The organism is Panacagrimonas perspica (assembly GCF_004364935.1).
Classification (GTDB): domain Bacteria; phylum Pseudomonadota; class Gammaproteobacteria; order Nevskiales; family Nevskiaceae; genus Panacagrimonas; species Panacagrimonas perspica.
Window position 1 is genome coordinate 1,122,648 of record NZ_SOBT01000009.1, and the last position, 18,283, is coordinate 1,140,930.

Annotated in this window: 18 protein-coding genes; 9 read left to right on the top strand and 9 right to left on the bottom strand. The window is 66.7% G+C overall.

Annotated features, from left to right (window positions below):
• Positions 1 to 47: 47 nt before the first annotated feature.
• Positions 48 to 1,415, bottom strand: a complete 1,368-nt coding sequence (locus tag DFR24_RS16540) for a short-chain fatty acyl-CoA regulator family protein (protein WP_133882481.1) — start codon at positions 1,413 to 1,415, stop codon at positions 48 to 50.
• 234 nt (positions 1,416 to 1,649) lie between these two features.
• On the opposite strand from DFR24_RS16540, the gene DFR24_RS16545 reads away from it, so the two are divergent.
• The 7 genes from DFR24_RS16545 (at position 1,650) to DFR24_RS16575 (ending at position 9,790) form a co-directional block, all read left to right on the top strand.
• A complete protein-coding gene (locus DFR24_RS16545; RefSeq protein WP_133882482.1) occupies positions 1,650 to 3,179 on the top strand; it encodes a CoA-acylating methylmalonate-semialdehyde dehydrogenase in 1,530 nt (509 codons plus the stop codon).
• A gap of 27 nt (positions 3,180 to 3,206) precedes the next feature.
• A complete protein-coding gene (locus DFR24_RS16550) occupies positions 3,207 to 4,367 on the top strand; it encodes an acyl-CoA dehydrogenase family protein (protein ID WP_133882483.1) in 1,161 nt (386 codons plus the stop codon).
• A 121-nt stretch (positions 4,368 to 4,488) separates the two neighbouring features.
• A complete protein-coding gene (locus tag DFR24_RS16555; RefSeq protein ID WP_133882484.1) occupies positions 4,489 to 5,271 on the top strand; it encodes an enoyl-CoA hydratase in 783 nt (260 codons plus the stop codon).
• On the top strand, positions 5,264 to 6,418 hold the full coding sequence (locus tag DFR24_RS16560) for an enoyl-CoA hydratase/isomerase family protein (protein WP_133882485.1): 1,155 nt from the start codon (positions 5,264 to 5,266) through the stop codon (positions 6,416 to 6,418). The genes DFR24_RS16555 and DFR24_RS16560 overlap by 8 nt, the downstream gene beginning before the upstream one ends.
• A 73-nt stretch (positions 6,419 to 6,491) precedes the next feature.
• Positions 6,492 to 7,382 carry a 3-hydroxyisobutyrate dehydrogenase gene (mmsB, locus tag DFR24_RS16565; RefSeq protein WP_133882486.1) on the top strand — a complete coding sequence of 297 codons (891 nt, stop codon included), beginning with the start codon at positions 6,492 to 6,494 and terminating at the stop codon, positions 7,380 to 7,382.
• Positions 7,383 to 7,413: 31 nt separating this feature from the next.
• Complete coding sequence (locus tag DFR24_RS16570; protein ID WP_133882487.1) at positions 7,414 to 9,030, top strand: GMC family oxidoreductase; 1,617 nt, start codon at positions 7,414 to 7,416, stop codon at positions 9,028 to 9,030.
• Between the two features lie 52 nt (positions 9,031 to 9,082).
• Positions 9,083 to 9,790 carry a 2OG-Fe dioxygenase family protein gene (locus tag DFR24_RS16575; RefSeq protein ID WP_133882488.1) on the top strand — a complete coding sequence of 236 codons (708 nt, stop codon included), beginning with the start codon at positions 9,083 to 9,085 and terminating at the stop codon, positions 9,788 to 9,790.
• 22 nt (positions 9,791 to 9,812) lie between these two features.
• Here the strand turns inward: DFR24_RS16575 and DFR24_RS16580 are convergent, their stop codons facing one another.
• Positions 9,813 to 10,151, bottom strand: a complete 339-nt coding sequence (locus tag DFR24_RS16580) for a hypothetical protein (RefSeq protein ID WP_133882489.1) — start codon at positions 10,149 to 10,151, stop codon at positions 9,813 to 9,815.
• A gap of 187 nt (positions 10,152 to 10,338) precedes the next feature.
• Between DFR24_RS16580 and DFR24_RS16585 the strand changes: the two genes are divergently transcribed.
• Positions 10,339 to 10,746, top strand: a complete 408-nt coding sequence (locus DFR24_RS16585; protein ID WP_133882490.1) for a hypothetical protein — start codon at positions 10,339 to 10,341, stop codon at positions 10,744 to 10,746.
• A 26-nt stretch (positions 10,747 to 10,772) separates the two neighbouring features.
• Here DFR24_RS16585 and DFR24_RS16590 read toward each other — a convergent pair whose 3' ends face one another.
• The 7 genes from DFR24_RS16590 to DFR24_RS16620 form a co-directional block, all read right to left on the bottom strand.
• Positions 10,773 to 12,179, bottom strand: a complete 1,407-nt coding sequence (locus DFR24_RS16590; protein WP_133882491.1) for an MFS transporter — start codon at positions 12,177 to 12,179, stop codon at positions 10,773 to 10,775.
• Positions 12,180 to 12,263: 84 nt separating this feature from the next.
• Positions 12,264 to 12,851 carry a TetR/AcrR family transcriptional regulator gene (locus DFR24_RS16595; protein ID WP_133882492.1) on the bottom strand — a complete coding sequence of 196 codons (588 nt, stop codon included), beginning with the start codon at positions 12,849 to 12,851 and terminating at the stop codon, positions 12,264 to 12,266.
• Positions 12,852 to 13,085: 234 nt separating this feature from the next.
• Complete coding sequence (locus DFR24_RS16600; RefSeq protein WP_211346613.1) at positions 13,086 to 14,003, bottom strand: DUF7064 domain-containing protein; 918 nt, start codon at positions 14,001 to 14,003, stop codon at positions 13,086 to 13,088.
• A 35-nt stretch (positions 14,004 to 14,038) separates the two neighbouring features.
• Positions 14,039 to 14,311, bottom strand: a complete 273-nt coding sequence (locus DFR24_RS16605) for a cytochrome C oxidase subunit IV family protein (RefSeq protein WP_133882494.1) — start codon at positions 14,309 to 14,311, stop codon at positions 14,039 to 14,041.
• Positions 14,308 to 14,859, bottom strand: coding sequence for a cytochrome c oxidase subunit 3 family protein (locus DFR24_RS16610; RefSeq protein ID WP_133882495.1), 552 nt, complete (start codon positions 14,857 to 14,859; stop codon positions 14,308 to 14,310). The genes DFR24_RS16605 and DFR24_RS16610 overlap by 4 nt, the downstream gene beginning before the upstream one ends.
• 82 nt (positions 14,860 to 14,941) lie before the next feature.
• Positions 14,942 to 15,676, bottom strand: a complete 735-nt coding sequence (locus DFR24_RS16615) for a hypothetical protein (protein ID WP_133882496.1) — start codon at positions 15,674 to 15,676, stop codon at positions 14,942 to 14,944.
• Positions 15,677 to 15,843: 167 nt separating this feature from the next.
• Positions 15,844 to 16,539 carry a Crp/Fnr family transcriptional regulator gene (locus DFR24_RS16620; protein WP_162851266.1) on the bottom strand — a complete coding sequence of 232 codons (696 nt, stop codon included), beginning with the start codon at positions 16,537 to 16,539 and terminating at the stop codon, positions 15,844 to 15,846.
• A 253-nt stretch (positions 16,540 to 16,792) separates the two neighbouring features.
• Here DFR24_RS16620 and DFR24_RS25360 point away from each other — a divergent pair, with 253 nt between their 5' ends.
• A complete protein-coding gene (locus tag DFR24_RS25360) occupies positions 16,793 to 18,229 on the top strand; it encodes a fatty acid desaturase (RefSeq protein ID WP_136249387.1) in 1,437 nt (478 codons plus the stop codon).
• The last annotated feature ends 54 nt before the right edge of the window (positions 18,230 to 18,283 follow it).

The window sequence follows — 18,283 nt, forward strand, 5'->3', positions numbered from 1 at the left end:
TACGCCAGCGCCGAAACGTGCCGTCACGCAACAGCATCCGCAGCTTTCTAGCGTTCCAGCAATGACGGGAATGCACGCTGCGCACAGTTGCGGCGTTCGCACACCTTGCAGCCGAGCCCGATGCGCGTCGACGCATCGGGCTCGGTCAGGTCGAGGCCGCGGGAGTACACGAGCCGGTGCGCGTGGCGCAGATCGCAGCCCAGGCTCACGGCGAACGTTTTCTGCGGCCGCCCGTAACCGATCGGGCCGCTCACCACCTGCCGCGCGATCCAGAAGTAGCTGCGTCCGTCCGGCATGCCGGCTATCTGCGTGAGCACGCGCTCGGGCTGGCTGAAGGCCTCGTAGACGATCCAAAGCGGACAGGTGCCACCGACGCGGGAGAAGTGGAAGTCGGAGGCCGAGTGTCGCTTCGACACGTTGCCCGCGCGGTCCACGCGCACGAAGAAGAACGGCAGCCCCGGCATGCCGGGACGCTGCAGCGTCGAGAGGCGGTGACAGACCGCCTCGAATCCGACACCGAAGCGATTGGCGAGACGCTCGATGTCGTAGGCCACTTCCTCCGCGGACTGCAGGAACGCCACGTACGGCATCGTCAGCGCGCCGGCGAAATAATTCGCCAGGCCCATGCGCGCGAGGCGACGCGACTCGTCGCTGGTGAAGGCGCTGTCGCGTAGCAGCGCATCGAGCACGTCACCGGCTTCGAGCAGCGCGAGCTGGAACGACATCTGGAACGCCTGCTGACCCGGGCGCAGGAAATCCGCCAGGACGAGCGTTCGCGTGGCCGCGTCGTAGCGATGCTTGTCGGCGCCGGTGTCGCTGCCGCTGCTCGTCACGATGCGCACGCCGTGCTTGTCGCGCAGCCGCTGCGCGAGCCGCGGCGCGGCGTCGCCGATGGTCAGCGCCGCATCGCGGAAGATCATCTCGGCGGCCTCGTCGAGTTCCTCGACGTGGTTGTGCCGCCGGTTGAGGTAGTCACGCACTTCCTCGTGCTGGCCGAGCATGCTGAAGGACGGCAGTCGCTGCTGGTCGCCCAGCGCGCCGAGCAAACCGTCCGCGCGATCGTTGGCACTACGGGCGCGGCGATGCAGTTCGAGAATCGAACGCGCGACGGCCGGCATGTTCGCAGCCAGCGATCGCAGCTCGGCCGTGGAGATCGACTCCGATCCGGCGTCCGCCAGCACTTCGCGCACCTCGGCGATCAGCCGCGACTCGTCGTCCTCCGAGAACACCTGCGGATCCAGGCCGAGCTGCGAATGGATGCGCAGCAGCACCGGCACCGTCAGCGGCCGCTGGTTGTGTTCGATCTGGTTGAGATAGCTCGGCGAGATGCCCAGCGACTTGGCGAGCGCGACCTGGCTGATGCCGCGCTCCTCGCGCAGCCGTTGCAGGCGCACGCCCATGAAGGCCTTTGCCATCTCAGGCCTCGCGAACGCGAAGCGCGATGCGTAGCCCGGGTGCAACCCGGGGCCCGCCTTTCCGAGAGCGGCGCATCCCGGGTTGCACCCGGGCTACTTCGCAAGATTCGCAAACAGGCGTTTCGACCTTCGCAATCCTTCGCATTTTTAACCCTTCCTGCGCGCTATCGGATGCGAATAATGCAAAACATCGCGCGGCATGAACAGCGCCGCGTTCTCACACGACGAGATCCCATGAACGCTCCTACCGCTTCCGGCTCCACCCTTTCCGTTCCCACCGTGAAGCTGCTGATCGGTGGCGAGTTCATCGACTCGCGCAGCACGCAGTGGCGCGACGTCGTGAATCCGGCGACGCAGGCAGTGCTGGCGCGCGTGCCGTTCGCCACGCCGCAGGAGCTCGATGCGGCGGTGGGCGCGGCGCAGACGGCGTTCAAGACCTGGCGCAAGACGCCGATCGGTGTGCGCGCCCGCATCTTCCTCAAGTACCAGCAGCTGATCCGCGAGAACATGAAGCCGCTCGCGGCGATTCTCACGGCCGAGCAGGGCAAGACCTTGCCGGATGCCGAAGGCGACATCTTCCGCGGCCTCGAGGTCGTGGAGCACGCCGCCAACATCGGCTCGCTGCAGATGGGCGAGCTCGCCACCAACGTCGCGTCGGGCGTGGACACGTTCACGTTGCTGCAGCCGCTGGGCGTGTGCGCCGGCATCACGCCGTTCAACTTCCCCGCGATGATCCCGTTGTGGATGTTCCCGATGGCCATCGCCACCGGCAACACCTTCGTGCTCAAGCCCTCGGAGCAGGACCCGATGGTGACGATGCGCCTGGTGGAACTCGCGATCGAGGCCGGCGTGCCCAAGGGCGTGCTCAACGTCGTCCACGGCGGTGAGGCCATCGTCAACGGCATCTGCGACCACCCCGACATCAAGGCCGTGTCCTTCGTCGGCTCGACGAAAGTGGGCACGCACGTCTATCGCCGCGCGACGCTGGCCGGCAAGCGCGCGCAGTGCATGATGGGCGCGAAGAACCACGCCGTGATCCTGCCCGACGCGCACAAGGAGCAGACGCTGAGCCAGCTCGTCGGCGCCGCGTTCGGCGCCGCCGGCCAGCGCTGCATGGCCGCATCCACGGCGGTGTTCGTCGGCGAATCGCAGAAGTGGATTCCGGATCTCGTCGCCAAGGCGAAGACGCTGAAGATCAACGCGGGCCATGAAGGCGGCAGCGATCTCGGCCCGGTGATCTCGTGCTCGGCGCGCGATCGCGTCACGACCCTGATCGAGGCCGGTCTGCGCGAGGGCGCGACGCTCGAACTCGACGGTCGTAACCCGGACGTCGGCGCCTACGGCAAGGGCAACTTCGTCGGTCCCACGATCTTCTCGAACGTGAAGCCGTCGATGTCGATCTACGAGCAGGAGATCTTCGGGCCGGTGCTGGTGATCCTGTCGGCGAAGACGCTCGACGAGGCCATCGAACTGGTCAACAGCAATCCCAACGGCAACGGCACGGCGGTGTTCACGCAGTCCGGCGCCGCCGCACGCAAGTTCCAGGAAGACATCGACGTCGGCCAGGTCGGCATCAACGTGCCGATCCCGGTGCCGGTCCCGCTGTTCTCGTTCACCGGCTCGCGCGCCTCGAAGCTCGGCGACCTGGGTCCGTACGGCAAGCAGGTGATCCTGTTCTACACGCAGACCAAGACCGTGACGCAGCGCTGGTTCGAGGACGACGTCGTCACCGGCGGTGTGAACACCACGATTTCGCTGCGCTGATCCGACGGCTGGAACCGGACGCCCGCCATGGACTTCGGTCTGAGCGAGGATCAGCTCGCCTACCAGCAGGCCGCACGCGATTTCGCGCGCGGTGAGCTGGCACCGCACGCGGCGGAATGGGACGCCAAGAGCGAGTTCCCGATCGAGACGATCCGCCGCGCGGGTGAGCTGGGCTTCTGCGGCATCTACACGCCCGAAGCGCTCGGCGGCCTGGGACTGTCGCGGCTCGACGCGTCGGTGATCCTCGAAGAACTCGCCGCCGGCTGCACCAGCACCACGGCCTACATCACGATCCACAACATGGCCACGTGGATGGTGGCCACGTTCGCGCAGCCTGGCGTTCGCGAAAACTGGGTGCCACGCCTGGCACGCGGCGAAGCACTGGGCAGCTATTGCCTGACCGAGCCGGGTGCCGGATCCGACGCGGCGTCGATCAAGACGCGCGCCGACAAGCGCGACGGCCGCTATGTTCTCAACGGCGGCAAGGCGTTCATCTCCGGCGCGGGCGCGACGGATCTGCTGGTGGTGTTCGCGCGCACGGGCGCTCCGGGTGCGAAGGGCATCTCGACGTTCGCGGTGCCGGCGGACAGCAAGGGCATCCGCTTCGGCAAGCGCGAACACAAGATGGGCTGGAACAGCCAGCCCACGCGCACGATCGCCTTCGACGACGTCGAGATCGACGGGGGCCATCGCCTCGGTGCCGAAGGCGAAGGCTTCTCCATCGCGATGAAGGGGCTCGACGGCGGGCGCATCAACATCGCGACCTGCTCGGTGGGCACCGCTCAGGCGGCGCTCGATCGTGCGCAGGAGCATCTGAATTCGCGCAAGCAGTTCGGCCAGATGCTCTCGCAGTTCCAGGCGCTGCAGTTCCGTCTCGCGGACATGGTCACCGAGCTGGTGTCTGCGCGACAGATGGTGCGACTCGCCGCGTGGAAGCTCGACACCGGCAGCCCCGATGCCACGACGTACTGCGCGATGGCCAAGCGCTTCGCCACCGACGTGGGATTCGAAGTGGCGAACCAGGCGCTGCAACTGCACGGCGGCTACGGCTACAGCCGCGAGTTCCCGCTGGAACGGCACGTCCGCGACAGCCGCGTACACCAGATCCTCGAAGGAACCAACGAAATCATGCGGGTGATCGTCGCCCGCGCCGTGCTGCGCGAAGGCGCGACCGAGGACTTGCGATGAAGTTGGAAAACCCATTCAACGCAGAGGCGCAAAGGACGCAGAGGAATCCAAAACCTTTTTTTCCTTTCTTCTTTTGCGTTCTTTGCGCCTCTGCGTTCACCGCTGTTCATAGAGACCCCACATGAGCGAATACATCAACCTCAAGCTGGAGAAGCGCGGCCACACGGCCATCGTCACGCTCTCCAATCCCCCTGCTCACACCTGGACGGCCGAAAGCCTGCGCTCGCTGCGCGAGCTGGTCTCTGACCTGAACGTGGATCGCAACATCTACGCGCTGGTGATCACCGGTGAAGGTGCGAAGTTCTTCTCGGCCGGCGCGGACCTGAAACTGTTCGCCTCCGGCGACAAGGCCGTCGCACGCGACATGGCGTCGCGCTTCGGCGAAGCCTTCGAGACGCTCAGCGCGTTTCGCGGCGTCAGCATCGCGGCGATCAACGGCTACGCGATGGGCGGCGGGCTGGAATGCGCGCTGGCCTGTGACCTGCGCATCGCCGAGGAACAGGCACAGCTCGCGCTGCCGGAAGCCGGCGTCGGCCTGCTGCCTTGCGCGGGCGGCACGCAGAACCTTGCGCTGCTGGTCGGCGAAGGCTGGGCCAAGCGGATGATCTTGTGCGGCGAGCGCATCGACGCTGCGACCGCGCTGCGCATCGGCCTGGTCGAACAGGTCGTGCCAGGGGGCACGTCGCTGGAGGCCGCGCTCAAGCTCGCGGAGTCCGTCGCCAAGCAGAGTCCCAGCAGCGTCACTGCGTGCAAGAAGCTGATCCAGGGCACGCGCAACACGCCGCTGTCGCAACTGCTGCCGCTCGAGCGCGATGCGTTCGTCGACCTGTTCGACACGCAGGACCAGAAGGAAGGCGTCAGCGCGTTCCTGCAGAAGCGCAAGCCGGAGTGGAAGAATGGCTGACGACGCCGGCAACACCGCGGTCGTGCTGCTGCGCGAGATCGCGGCAGGCGGCGGGAAGAAGATCGGCCACGCGACCTTGAACGCCGAGAAGGCGCTCAACGCGCTGTCGCTCGACATGGTGCGGGCACTCGATGCCGCGCTGGTGCGATGGGCCAAGGATGCGTCCGTCGCCTGCGTCGTCATCGATGGCGCCGGCGACAAGGGTTTCTGCGCCGGCGGTGACGTGCGCTTCCTGCGCGACGCATCGCTGTCGTTCAAGGGCGTGGGTCCGAATCCGCAGGCCGAGGCTTTCTTCGCCGAGGAATATCGTCTCGATCATCGCATCCACACCTACCCGAAGCCGGTGATGGTCTGGGGCGGCGGCATCGTCATGGGCGGCGGCCTCGGCCTGCTGGCCGGTGCGAGTCACCGCGTGCTCACCGAGACCTCGCGCATCGCGATGCCGGAGATCACGATCGGGCTGTTCCCGGACGTGGGCGGGAGCTGGTTCCTGCCGCGCATGCCGGGTCGCGCGGGGCTGTTCCTTGCGCTCACCGGCGCGGCGATCAACGCGTCGGATGCCTTGTACCTGGGGCTCGGCGATCACCTCGTCGCCACCGGTGATCGCGGCCGCGTGCTCGAAGCGCTGACGCGTGCCACGTGGTCGACTGGCGCGGACGACAACCGCTCTCGCCTCACCTTCCTGCTGCGTGAGTTCTCGCTGCGCAAGGACGCGGCACCCGAATCCAACGTGCGCAAGCACGCCGACGCGATCGCACGCATGACCGAAGGCGCGACGCTGGCCGAAGCGCGCCAGCAGATCACCGGCTACACCGGCGAAGACGCGTGGCTCAAGCGCGCCGCCGCTGCGCTGGCCTCCGGATCGCCGACCACGGCGGCGCTGATCTGGGAATTGCGCCGTCGCGCGCAGCACCTGGGCCTCGCGGACGTGTTCCGCATGGAGCTGATCGTGGCGTTGCAGTGCTGTGCGCATCCCGATTTTCCGGAAGGCGTGCGCGCGCTGCTGATCGAGAAGGACAACAAGCCGAAGTGGACGCCGGCCACGCAGGAAGCGGTCACCGCCGCCTGGGTCGAAGAGCACTTCACGGCGCCGTGGTCAGCACTCGCCAACGAGGTCAGCCCGCTGGCCGACCTGGGCCGCCCGTAGCCCGGACGAAGTCCGGGACGGAACACGCAGAACCCCGGACATCGTCCGGGCTACCGAATTCAACGAGGAGAACATCATGCGGATCGCCTTCCTGGGCCTGGGCAACATGGGTGCGCCGATGGCGCAGAACCTGATCAAGGCCGGTCATGAGCTGACCGTTTTCGATCTCGTCGCGGCCAGCGTCGACAAGCTGGTCAAGGACGGCGCCAAGGCCGGACGCGATGCGGCCGACGCGGTGCGCAACGCCGAGGTCGTGGTCACGATGCTGCCGAGCAGCGCCGCGGTGAAGCGGCTGTACCTCGGCGACGGCGGCGTACTCGCACACGCGGCGGCCGGCGCGCTGCTGATCGACAGCAGCACGATTTCGCCGGACGTCTCGCGCGAAGTGGCGACGGCGGCAGTTGCCAAGGGTTTCGCGATGATCGATGCGCCGGTCTCCGGCGGCACCGCCGGTGCGGCGGCCGGCACGCTGACGTTCATCGTCGGCGGTGAAGCCGCAGCGCTGGAACGCGCGCGTCCCTTGCTCGAGAAGATGGGCAAGAACGTCTTCCATGCCGGCGCCAGCGGCGCCGGCCAGATCGCCAAGATCTGCAACAACATGCTGCTCGGCATCCACATGCTCGGCACCTGCGAAGCCATCAACCTGGGCACGCGTCTCGGGCTGGATCCGAAGGTGTTGTCCGACGTGATGGCCAAGAGCTCCGGTCGCAACTGGTCGCTGGAGCTGTACAACCCCTGGCCCGGCGTGATGGAGAACGTGCCGGCGTCGCGCGAGTACAAGGGCGGATTCGGCACCGACCTGATGCTCAAGGATCTCGGACTCTCGCAGGAAGCCTCGCAGTCCGCGGGCGTCGCCACGCCGCTCGGCGCGCTGACGCGTCAGCTCTATCAGCTCCACAGCGGACGCGGCTACGGCGCGCTGGATTTCTCCAGCATCGTCGACGCGCTGCGCGCAGGCGCCTAGCGGGCTCTGCTCCTCGACGTCCACGCTGCGGATGAAGGATTTCGGCAGCTACGACTACGTCATCCTCGGCGGCGGCACGGCGGGCTGCGTGCTGGCCAACCGCCTGTCGCAGGATCCCGCCGTCTCGGTCCTGCTGCTCGAGGCGGGCGAGAAGGATGACTGGATCTGGATCCAGATTCCGGTCGGCTATCTCTACTGCATCGGCAATCCGCGGACCGACTGGTGTTACCGGACGCAGGACGAGGAAGGCCTCGGTGGCCGCAACATCGGCTACGCGCGCGGCCGCGTGCTCGGCGGAAGCTCGTCGATCAACGCGATGATCTACATGCGCGGTCAACGGCGCGATTACGACGAATGGGCGCAGCTCACCCGCGACGCGTCGTGGAACTGGGATCAGGTGTTGCCCGTCTTCAAGCGCGCGGAGGACCACTGGCGCGGCGGTGATGCGTACCACGGCAGCGGCGGCGAGCTGCGCGTCGAGCAGCAGCGACTGCGATGGGACATCCTCGATCGCTTCGCCGACGCGGCCGAGCAGGCCGGCATTCCGCGCACCTCGGATTTCAACACCGGCGACAACGAGGGTTCGGGCAAATTCGAAGTCACGCAGCGCCGCGGATGGCGATGGAGTGCGGCCAAGGCTTTCCTGCGGCCCGCATCGAAACGTCCGAACCTGCGCGTCGTCACCGGCGCCCTGATCGACAAGCTCGTGCTGGACGGATCGCGCGTCAGCGGCGTCGAATTCTCGCGCGGCGACGAACGCCTTCGCGTGTCCGCGAACATCGAGACGGTGCTGGCGGCGGGATCCATCGGATCACCCGCCATCCTCCAGCGATCGGGCATCGGCGATGCCCGCAGGCTCGCGACCCTGGGCATCGAGCCGCGTGTAAACCTGCCGGGTGTCGGCGCCAACCTGCAGGATCATCTGCAGCTGCGCTCGATCTACCGGATCGAAGGGATCCGCTCGCTCAACCAGCACGCCAACAGTCGTTGGGGCCAGCTGCTGATGGGGCTGGAGTACGCGTGGCGACGCAGCGGTCCGCTGAGCATGGCGCCCAGCCAGCTCGGCGTGTTCACGCGCTCCGATCCGTCGCAGGCGACGCCGAACCTGGAGTATCACGTGCAGCCGCTGTCGCTCGAGAAGTTCGGCGATCCGCTGCATCGCTTCCCTGCGTTCACGGCCAGCGTCTGCGCATTGCGGCCGACGTCGCGCGGCACGGTCGAGATCGTCTCGCCGCACGCGGCGGACGCTCCCCGCATCTCGCCGCGTTATCTCTCGTCGGAACATGATCGGCGGGTCGCGGCGGACGCATTGCGACTGACGCGGCGCATCGTCTCGATGCCGGCGCTCGCGCCGTATCGGCCCGACGAGTATTTACCGGGCGCGCGATTCCAGAGCGACGACGAATTGGCCGTCGCGGCGGGTGTCGTCGGCACCACCATCTTCCATCCCGTCGGCACCTGCAGGATGGGCCGCGACGACGATGCACAGGCCGTCGTGGATTCGCGTCTGCGCTTGCGCGGCATCGCGGGGCTGCGCATCGCCGACGCGTCGATCATGCCGACCATCACCTCGGGCAACACCAACGCGCCGACGGCGATGATCGCGGAGAAGGCCGCTGCGATGATTCGCGAGGATCGTCGCCGCTGAGCGCTGACGGGTCGCGAAGCAGGGCGGCTCGGCCATCCTTCATACTTCGCGGATGACGCTCGTCGAATCCCTGTCCCGCATCGGCTTTGCACGGCTTCTGCCGGCCGAGTCGCGCGGCTTGATCGAAGCCTGCGGGAGCCTCGCCGACTGGGATGCTTTCTGCGCGAGCTGGAACGACCTGCCGCACGACGGCTACATGGCGGACGGCGGGCGTTATCGACGGCGACGCCACGCCACGTTCGCGGTATCGCGAGCCGGCGACAGTGAACGAAGGCCGCACCAGCCGCACTACCAGAGCCGCGACTACAACCCGCTCAACGGCGGCGTGGTCCGCTGGTTCGAGCCGATCGAAGAGAGCGTGGCCACCGGCCCGACGATGGGCACGATGCTGCGGTTCTGCGCGCAGGTGTTCGACGCGCTGGCGCCGCCCGAGGTCGCGACGTGGCACGTCGAGGTGCACCAGTTCCGTATCGAGGCAGCCGGCGATGTGGTCGGGAATCCCACACCGGAAGGCCGGCATCAGGACGGCGTGGATTACGTGCTCGTGCTGATGATCCGGCGCCAGAACATCGCGAGCGGCACGACGACACTCCACACGGTGGACGGCTGCGATCTCGGGAGTTTCGCGTTGGAGCAGCCCTTCGACGCGGTGCTGCTCGACGATGCGCGGGTGCTGCACGGCGTGACGCCGGTCCGGCCCATCGATCCCGCGCAGCCGGCGTATCGGGACGTGGTGGTGGTGACGTTCCGCAGAGTCTGATCGCGGGATCGGAGCGGGACGTCTACTCGTCGGCCACTTCCGGCTCGGGCGGTTCCGACACCCGCACCAGCACCAGCAGCGTGGCCATCTCGCCACCGGCCATGACGAGCGTCTCGGCGTCGGCCTTCATCGCGAACACCTCGACTTCGCCATCGCGGTCGATGCGCAATTGCCCGTACTGCACCTGCCACTTGATCGGCTGGTTCTGGTAGCTGCCGGTGCCGTCGCCGTTCAACTGCAGGTCGATCGGCTGCCCCCGGTACGCGCCGATCCAGTGGCCGACGAGGCGCGGGATGATGGCGGCCTGCAGCGGCATCGTCATCAGCAAGAGGATGATCCCGATACGGCGCCAGGCGTTCACGGTCTCGGTCTCCAGCGGAATCGGGGAAGGTGTGCGCGAGCATAGCAGCGCGCTCCGGCCGGTCCGGATGAAACCGGCGCCGGGCATCCGGAACGCGCCATTTCTGTTGAGGCCTGTTGCGTTGTGACGGCCGGATCGGCCTCGCTACGATCGGCGCCACCCGAAGCCGAAGTCCCAGGAAACCGACATGCGATATACGCTGGCGTTCTTCTTCTGTGTGCTCTCCACCGTCACGCAGGCCGCCGGCGCGGACAAGGCCTGCTGGGACGAGTGGGAGTACAAGGATCAGGCGATGCTCCGGGCCTTCCAGTGCACGGAGAACATTTCGCTGAGCGCGGCGGAACTCGCGAAGACGTTCTGCCTGACCCGGATCGAGGGCGACACTCACAAGACCGCGGTCCAGTGTCCGGCGAAGATGAAGGCCAAGCGCGGTGCCGACGTGGTCGAGGTCAAGGTGAAGCACACCTGCACCGGCATCAGCCCGATGGGTCTGACGGGGAAAGCCAAGATCTTCTATTACGAAGATCCGGAATCCGACGAGGCCTCGCTGAAGGGACTCTGCAACGCGCTCGGCGGAACCTGGGCGAGTCCGTAGCGCACCGGAGCTGCGGCGAGCCGTGGTTACGCGCGCTTTGGCCGCGTATCCACCGGCAGGCACAGCAAGCCCGTCAGCAAGGCGAGCCCGACGTGGGCCATGTAGAGCGGCGTGAAGTCCTCTCGCAGCAGGACGCCCTGACCCAGTAGCAGCACCGTCACCGCGACACCCAGCACGGATCCGATCTGTCGCGTGGCCTGGTTGAAGGCGCTGCCGACGGCGTAGTGCGTCACCGACAGATGCGCGACGGCCGCGCCTGACAGGGACGGCAGCACCATGCCCACGCCGATGCCGCTCAACAGCAGGCCGGGCAGCCAGTCCCTGACGTAGTGGGGCTCGGTGCCCGGCACGAGCAGAAACCAGAGACCGCTGCAGGCGTAAATGACCGCTCCGCCGACCAGGAACGGACGATGCCCGAGCCGGCCGGCCAGGCGTCCCACCAGGATGGCGGTCGGCATCACCATCAAGGGGCCGGGTGTGATCGCGAGGCCGGCGTGCGGCAGGCTGAAGTGCCAGACCGAGGTCATGAAGAAGAAGAACGTGAAGAACATCATCGAGAACGCGACGCCGAACACCAGCGTGGCGATGTTGATGTAGCGATAGGTGCGATTGCGGAACAGCGCCGGATCCACCAGCGGCGTCTTGGCGGTGCGGGTCCAGACCACGAAGCCGATCAGCGCGATGAGCGCGGCGCTGCCGACGATGCCCAGATCGCCGCGCGTCCACAGCGGCGAGTCGAGCTGCACGATCAACAATGCAAGGCTGCCGACGCCGACGATCAGCAGCGCCATGCCGGTCCAATCGAGCGGTCGGGGGATGGCCGCGGGCGCCGATTCGCGCAGCAGCGTGCGTCCCTTCCACAGCGAGAACAGGCCGAGCGGCAGGTTGAGATAGAAGGCCCAGGGCCATCCGAGCGTGTCGACCACCAGCGAGCCCAGGCCTGGACCGGTGGCGGCGGCGAGGGCGCCGACCGCGCCCCACAGGCTCACGACGATGGCCCGCTTGGAACTTGGAAACGCATCGAGCACCAGTGACAGCGAAGCGGGGGTCAGCAGCGCGGCGCCGATCGCCTGCAGGACCCGAGCCGCGATCAGCGACCGGATGTCCGGCGCCAGGCCGCACGCGAGCGACGCGACCAGGAACAGCGCGACACCGGCGAGGAATACGCGCTTGCGCCCGAGCCGGTCGGCAAGGCCGCCGCCGGGAATCAGCATCGCGGCGAAGACCACCGAGTAGCCGTTCAGCACCCAGGACAGATCGGCAGCCGCCACACCGGGAAAGCCGGCACGCAGCGTGTCGAACGCGGCGAACAGCAGCGTGCTGTCGAGCGACACGAGGAACACCGCGATGCAGGTGACCCAGAACACCGGCCAGGGACGGGATGGCGCCTGCACCGGCGTGACCCCATCGAGAACCGCCTCGGCACTGCTCATCGGTCGAACTCCTTCGGTAATCGCTTCACAACAATATGATGATCGTCATAAAAGAAGCCGCATGAAGACACGCGGCCCGTCGTCCTAGTCTTCGCCCGGTTCGAAGCTCGCCAGCAGGTGGCGGCGACGGCCGGAGAGGAACGCGCGCCCCGGCGCGGTATCGCCCAGCGCACGCGCGATCTGAAGCGTTCCGATCAGGGTGCTGGCGACGGTTTCCGCTTCGTCCGCGGCACGGTGGCCCGGCAACCGGGCCCGCACCATCTCGATGAAAGCCTGCACGCGCCGGCGCGTCGCGGCCTGCACCGCGTCGCTCTGGCGCGGCATCTCGCCGACCAGGACGGCGATCGGGCATCCGGTTTCGACGGAGCCCAGGTGCGTGTCCGACAGGTAGGCGGATACGAGCGCCTTGAACGGCGTGGCGCCTCGGGCTTCCCGCCGCTCGATGGAAGCCACGAGCGTCTGCATGCCCTCGCATCCGGCCTGCTCGATGGCTTCGACGATCAGGGCGTCGCGGCTGGCGAAGTGCGCATAGAAGCCGCCATGCGTCAGGCCTGCCGCTTTCATGATGTCGGCGACCCCGACGCCGTCGTACCCGGCACGCCGGATCGCCCGCGCCGCCGTATCGACGATACGGGCGTGCGTGGCTTCCTTGCGGGACGGGGCGGTCTTCATGGGGGCTATTCCATATATGACGATCGTCATATTGAACGCCTGCCTGCTGGCCGTCAACCCGGTTTCAGAGGGCCGGGCGCTCGCCTCGTCTCCTCTGCGCCCTTTCTTTCCCCTTTGCCCGGTGCTGCTGTAGTCGCAGCTCCGCTGCTTCAACGGCAGCTCCGTTGCGGAGAAAACGTCCGAACGTCCTGGAAGCCCGGTTGCCCCGCGCGTCACAGCGTCGCTGGCGCCGGCTCAACCGTAACGCTGCACATGCTCCCGCGCGAACCGGAGGTAATCCCGGTTCCAGCAGAACTCGCACCAGCCGGTGCCGCGCTCGCCGTCGATGTCCAGGTTCAGCGCCGCTTCGTTGAGATAGACCATCGGGTCGAACTCGAGCTGGATGTTGGCGAACGCCGTGGACGTGACGCGTGCGATGCGACCCGCCGTATCGGTGACGGTGACGTCGACCGCCGTGTGCATCATCTGCGCGTCGAATCGGTACTCGAAATCGGCCTTCGCGACATGCTCCATGCGTCCGTCGCGATACAGGAAGCCGCGCAATTGCAGACGGCCGAACGACTGCATCTCGAACACGTGGATCGAGCAGCTTTCGGTGGTGGCGTGGAACCACTTGTAGTGCTGGTTGAGTCCCCAGATCCGCGGACCCCAGGAATGGTCGCGGATCAGATAGCCGCTTGCGTCGACGGCACGGCCGTCCACCGAAAGATGAGCCGAGACGCGCCCATGCTGTTCGGTCCGGTCGTCGCCGTAGTACGGCGGGTTTCCGGCCGGATGCAGGCTGAACGCGTACGGCGGATGCAGCGCCTCGAAGCGGCCATCGAACTGGATACGCGTGCCGGACCAGGACAGGTCGACCGTCTCGTGCGGCTTGCGCACCGCCATGCGCAACGGACCGGCGCGCCAGTCGTCGAAGTTCAGCGAATCGGGAACGGGGCCTTCGATCTGCTCGTGCACCGGACTGCTCAGGGCGGGACCGAACAAGGTCGCCCGGCCCTTGGCGTTTCCGTCGGTGAGCACCGTGGGATAGATGAATCCGGCGATACCGTGCTCGGGAAACATCAGCATGTGCGCCAGCGACTCGCGGCCGCCCGGGGTCATGCGATGGCGCAACGCATGTTCGGCGGGGAAGTCGCGGCAGGCCTGGGTCAACGCGCTCGGGTTCTGCATTTTCGGGAAAAGAAAAGTCAGCGGGCAACAAGAAAGAGGCCGATCAGCAGGGCGCAGCACAGCACGATCCAGCCCTCGGCGATGGCGCGCATCCAGTTCGGCGCGCCGCGCAATTCCATGAAGTCGAGAACGACGAAGCGGACCTTCACGAACGTCACCAGGAGGATCGCCGCGCCCGCCGCCGCGGCACTGTCGAGGCCGACGCCGTGCCCCAGCTCCCAGGACACCAGCGTCGCGCCCACCAGCAGAAACCAGATCAGCGTGGTGCGGGTCAGCAGCAGCGCCTTCATGGCGCGCCCACGAGGTAGAGCAACGCGAACAGCACGATCCACAGCAGATCGACCAGGTGCCAGAAGCTGGCGCCCGATTCGAGGTTGCGCAGCTTGGCCGCGTCGAAATTGCCGGAACGAGCGTAGAAGATCAGCGCCGTCAGCACGCCCATGCCGATGGTGACGTGAATCAGGTGGATGCCGGTGTAGGTGAAATACAGCATGAAGAAGTCGTTGGTCGTGATCGTCAGACCCGCCGACAACTTCTCCGAATACTCGAAGCACTTCACGGTCCAGAAGCCGAGGCCGCAGGCCAGCGCGCCGCCGAAGCAGCGCATCGTCACCTGCACCTGATGCCGCCGCGCCGCCTGGATCGCCGTAGCCACGCACCAGGAGCTGGTCAGCATCAGCAAGGTGTTGATCAGACCCCAGGTCTGGTTGAGCTGCGCGCGGCCTTCGGTGAAGACCGTGAGCTGCTCCGCGCGCATGTGCAGGAACACCGCGAACAACAGCGTGAACAGGATCAGGTCGCCGCCGATGAACAGCCACACGCCCTCTTCGCCCGGCATGTGGCCGCGAGGGTCCCGGCCTGCGCCCGATGAAGGCACCACGTTATCCACGGCTTTCCGCACGCTGGATCCGTCCAGGCTCCTAGGACGTCACCGCGGCGCGGGCCGCCACGCGGTTGAGCGCCTTGACCGTCACCATGCTCATGACCACGATCCAGCCGAAGAAGACGATGTAGATGAACCAGAACGAGATCAGCCCGTCGTAGGCGAAGGGACCGGTCTTCACGAACTCGATGAGTGCGGCGGGCGTGATCAGCACCGCGCACCAGAGGTTGAAGAAGGCCACCCAGCGCGGGTAGATCGTCGGCACGTTGTGGTCGCGGAAGATCGCCGTGGCGATGAAGATCATGAAGAGCGCGAACGGCGGCCAGCTCAGGATGAAGATGAACCAGACGTAGTCGTTCATGATCTGGATGAACTTCGGATCCATGGACTCCGGCCGGAACGCGATCATCGCCCAGGTGATCGGCATCAGCAGGAAGAACACCCAGGCGCCGCCGGCGTTGGCGATCGACGCGTAGCTGAGCACCGGAATGCCGCGTTCCATGCGGCGCATGCACACCACGATCGAGATCGCCCAGGTGCCCCAGAACGTGAAGCCGATGCACTCGATCATCGTGCCGATGCGGATGCCGATCTTGCGGTCGATGAAGATCTGCGCCAGTTCCTCCGCGCTGAGGTTCGGTGACGGCGGCGGAATGAAGCCCATCAGGAATCCCTGCGCGATCACCAGTGACACCACCAGTGCCACGCCGCTGTAGGCCAGCGCCTTGGCGATGGCCACGTCGCGGGCCAGATACTGCGACAGCTTGTCCATGCTCTTCCCCCCATCTTGTTGTACCCGGAGTGTCCGGCTTTTCACGGGTCCGATCTGTCACCGGGGTGACAATCCGCGCCCGTAGCCCGGGGTTGCCGCTCGAAAACAGCAGAGACCTCCCGGATTGGGTCCGGGCTAGGAACGGCGAATCGCGAATCCGGCGCTTCTCAGGAAACCGGAATCAGCAAATGACCGTAGCGCTCGGCGATCCGCGAGCGGCTGTGCAAGGTCAGCCCGCCGAACTGCAGCGTGATCAGCTGCTCCTGCTCCAGCGTCTTGAGCGCCGGATTGAGTTTCTGGCGCGACGCTCCGACGACCTTGCCCAGTTCCTCCTGCGACAGCTTCATCACGATGGCCTCGCCGTCCGACTTTTCCTTGTCGTGTCCGAACGACAGGTAGTACAGCATCTTGATCACCCGCTCCTTGAGCGTCAGCGAGCTGTGATCGAGCCCGAAGAGGCGGTGCAGGCTGAACCGGAACGCGAACAGCCGAAGGATCTGCCGGGCCAGCGCCGGGTAGGCGTCGATCAGGGCGTGGAAGTCGCGTCGAGACACGACCCGGACCTTCAGCGACGTCATCGCCGTGACCATCCACAGCGCCGGAAGGTCGGTGAAGAGTTCCGACAGTCCGACCCAGTCACCGCGGGTCATGTAGGTCAGGACCGTCTCGCGCCCCAGGTGGTCCCAGGCGCTGTACTTGACGCTGCCTTCGCAGATCTCGAAGACCTCGGTCGGCCGCACGCCGATGCGCAGCAGCTTGCCCCCGGCCTTCACGGTCCGGTACGAGCTGACCTCGTCCAGGCCGTGGCGGACCTCGTCGGGAAGATCGTCGACGAAGTCGTGCAGTTTCGCGATGGAAGGCATCGGCTTCAGGAGGGTGGGGGATCCGGACCCCGATAGCATGGCGCATGAGCCCCGTAGCCCGGGTGAAACCCGGGGATTTTCCTCCCGTCGAGCCGACGCCCCGGGTTTCACCCGGGCTACGGGGATGACCGAAATTCTGGCGAAAACACCCCTTTGGGGAGGCGCGCGGCGTAACCCCCTCCCCATCTAATTCGACACGGGTCCGGCCTGAGGCACGGGCCGGCCCATCGGAATAGAACGAGGAGACCGCGGCATGAACACCCGCAGCGACACCCTGCCGCTGAGCGCCGCCGGAACCACGTGGCGCGATCCCAAGCGCTACGCCTGGCCGCTGGTGCCGCTGTGGATCCTGACGCCGGTCCTGAGCATCTACCTGGCCATCGTCACCGGCCAGGCCGCCTGGTACTGGCTGACCGTGGTGCTGACGTACTTCGTGTTCCCGATCCTGGATCTCGATGTGCTGATCGGTCGCGACACGCGCAATCCGCCGGAGGGCGCGGTGCCTCGGCTGGAGGCGGACCGCTACTACACCTGGCTGCTGTACCTGACGGTGCCCTGCCACTACATCGCGCTGTTCGCCGGTGCGTGGGCGGTGGGGACGCAGCAGATGTCGGTGCTCTCGTACATCGGCGTGGCCTGGTCCTGCGGCCTGATGAACGGGTTCGCCATCGCCACCGCGCACGAGCTGGGGCACAAGAAGAGTTCGACGGAGCGCTGGATGGCCAAGCTGTCGCTGGCCACCGGCTTCTACGGGCAGTACATGATCGATCACAACCGCGGACATCATCGCGACGTGGCGACGCCGGAGGACTCCGGTTCCGCGCGCTTCGGCGAGGGCTTCTGGGAGTTCATGATCCTGCGTCAGGTGCCGCACAGTGATTTCGTGCGTCCCTGGCAGCTCGAGAAGGAGCGTCTGGCGCGCAAGGGCAAGGGGCCGTGGACGCTGCAGAACGAGTTCCTCCAGCCCGCGCTGATCTCGCTGGCGGTGTATTCGCTGATCACGTGGATGTACGGCTGGGTGGTGGTGCCCTATCTGCTGGGCGGCGCCTTCATCACCTACCTGTTCCTGGCGCTGGCGGACTACATCGAGCACTACGGCCTGCTGCGCGACAAGCTGCCCAACGGCCGCTACGCGCATGTGCGTCCCGAGCATTCCTGGAACACCGATCACGTGGCGTCCAACATCATCTTCTGGAACGTGCAGCGCCATTCGGATCATCACGCCTGGCCGACGCGGCGCTACCAGTCGCTGCGCAGCTTCCGCAATCTTCCGCAGATGCCCACGGGCTATCCCGGCATGTTCGGCATCGCGCTGTTCTGGCCGCTGTGGAAATGGATCATGGTTCCGCGCGTGCTGGCGATCCACGGCCACGACCTGACGAAGATGAACGTGCACCCGGGCCGTCGCGAGGCGCTGATGCGCCAGTACCACCGGCCTGTCGCCGCGCCGGTGGCCGAGACGGCGGAGGCCTCGGAACATCGCCCGCAGGGCCACGTCGTCGCGGCCAGCGCCGGCCTCGCACCGCGTTACCAGTGCCCGGGCTGCGGCTACGTGTACGACGAGGCCAGGGGAGACACGCAGCAGGGCTTTCTTCCGGGCACGCCGTGGGCGCGTGTTCCCAGCGTCTGGCAATGCCCGGACTGCGCAGTGCGCGACAAGGCGGACTTTTTCCGCGTCGACAGGCCCTGACCGGCGCGGGCATCCGGATGCACACCCGCTACCGGCCGCGGGTCGCAACATCGC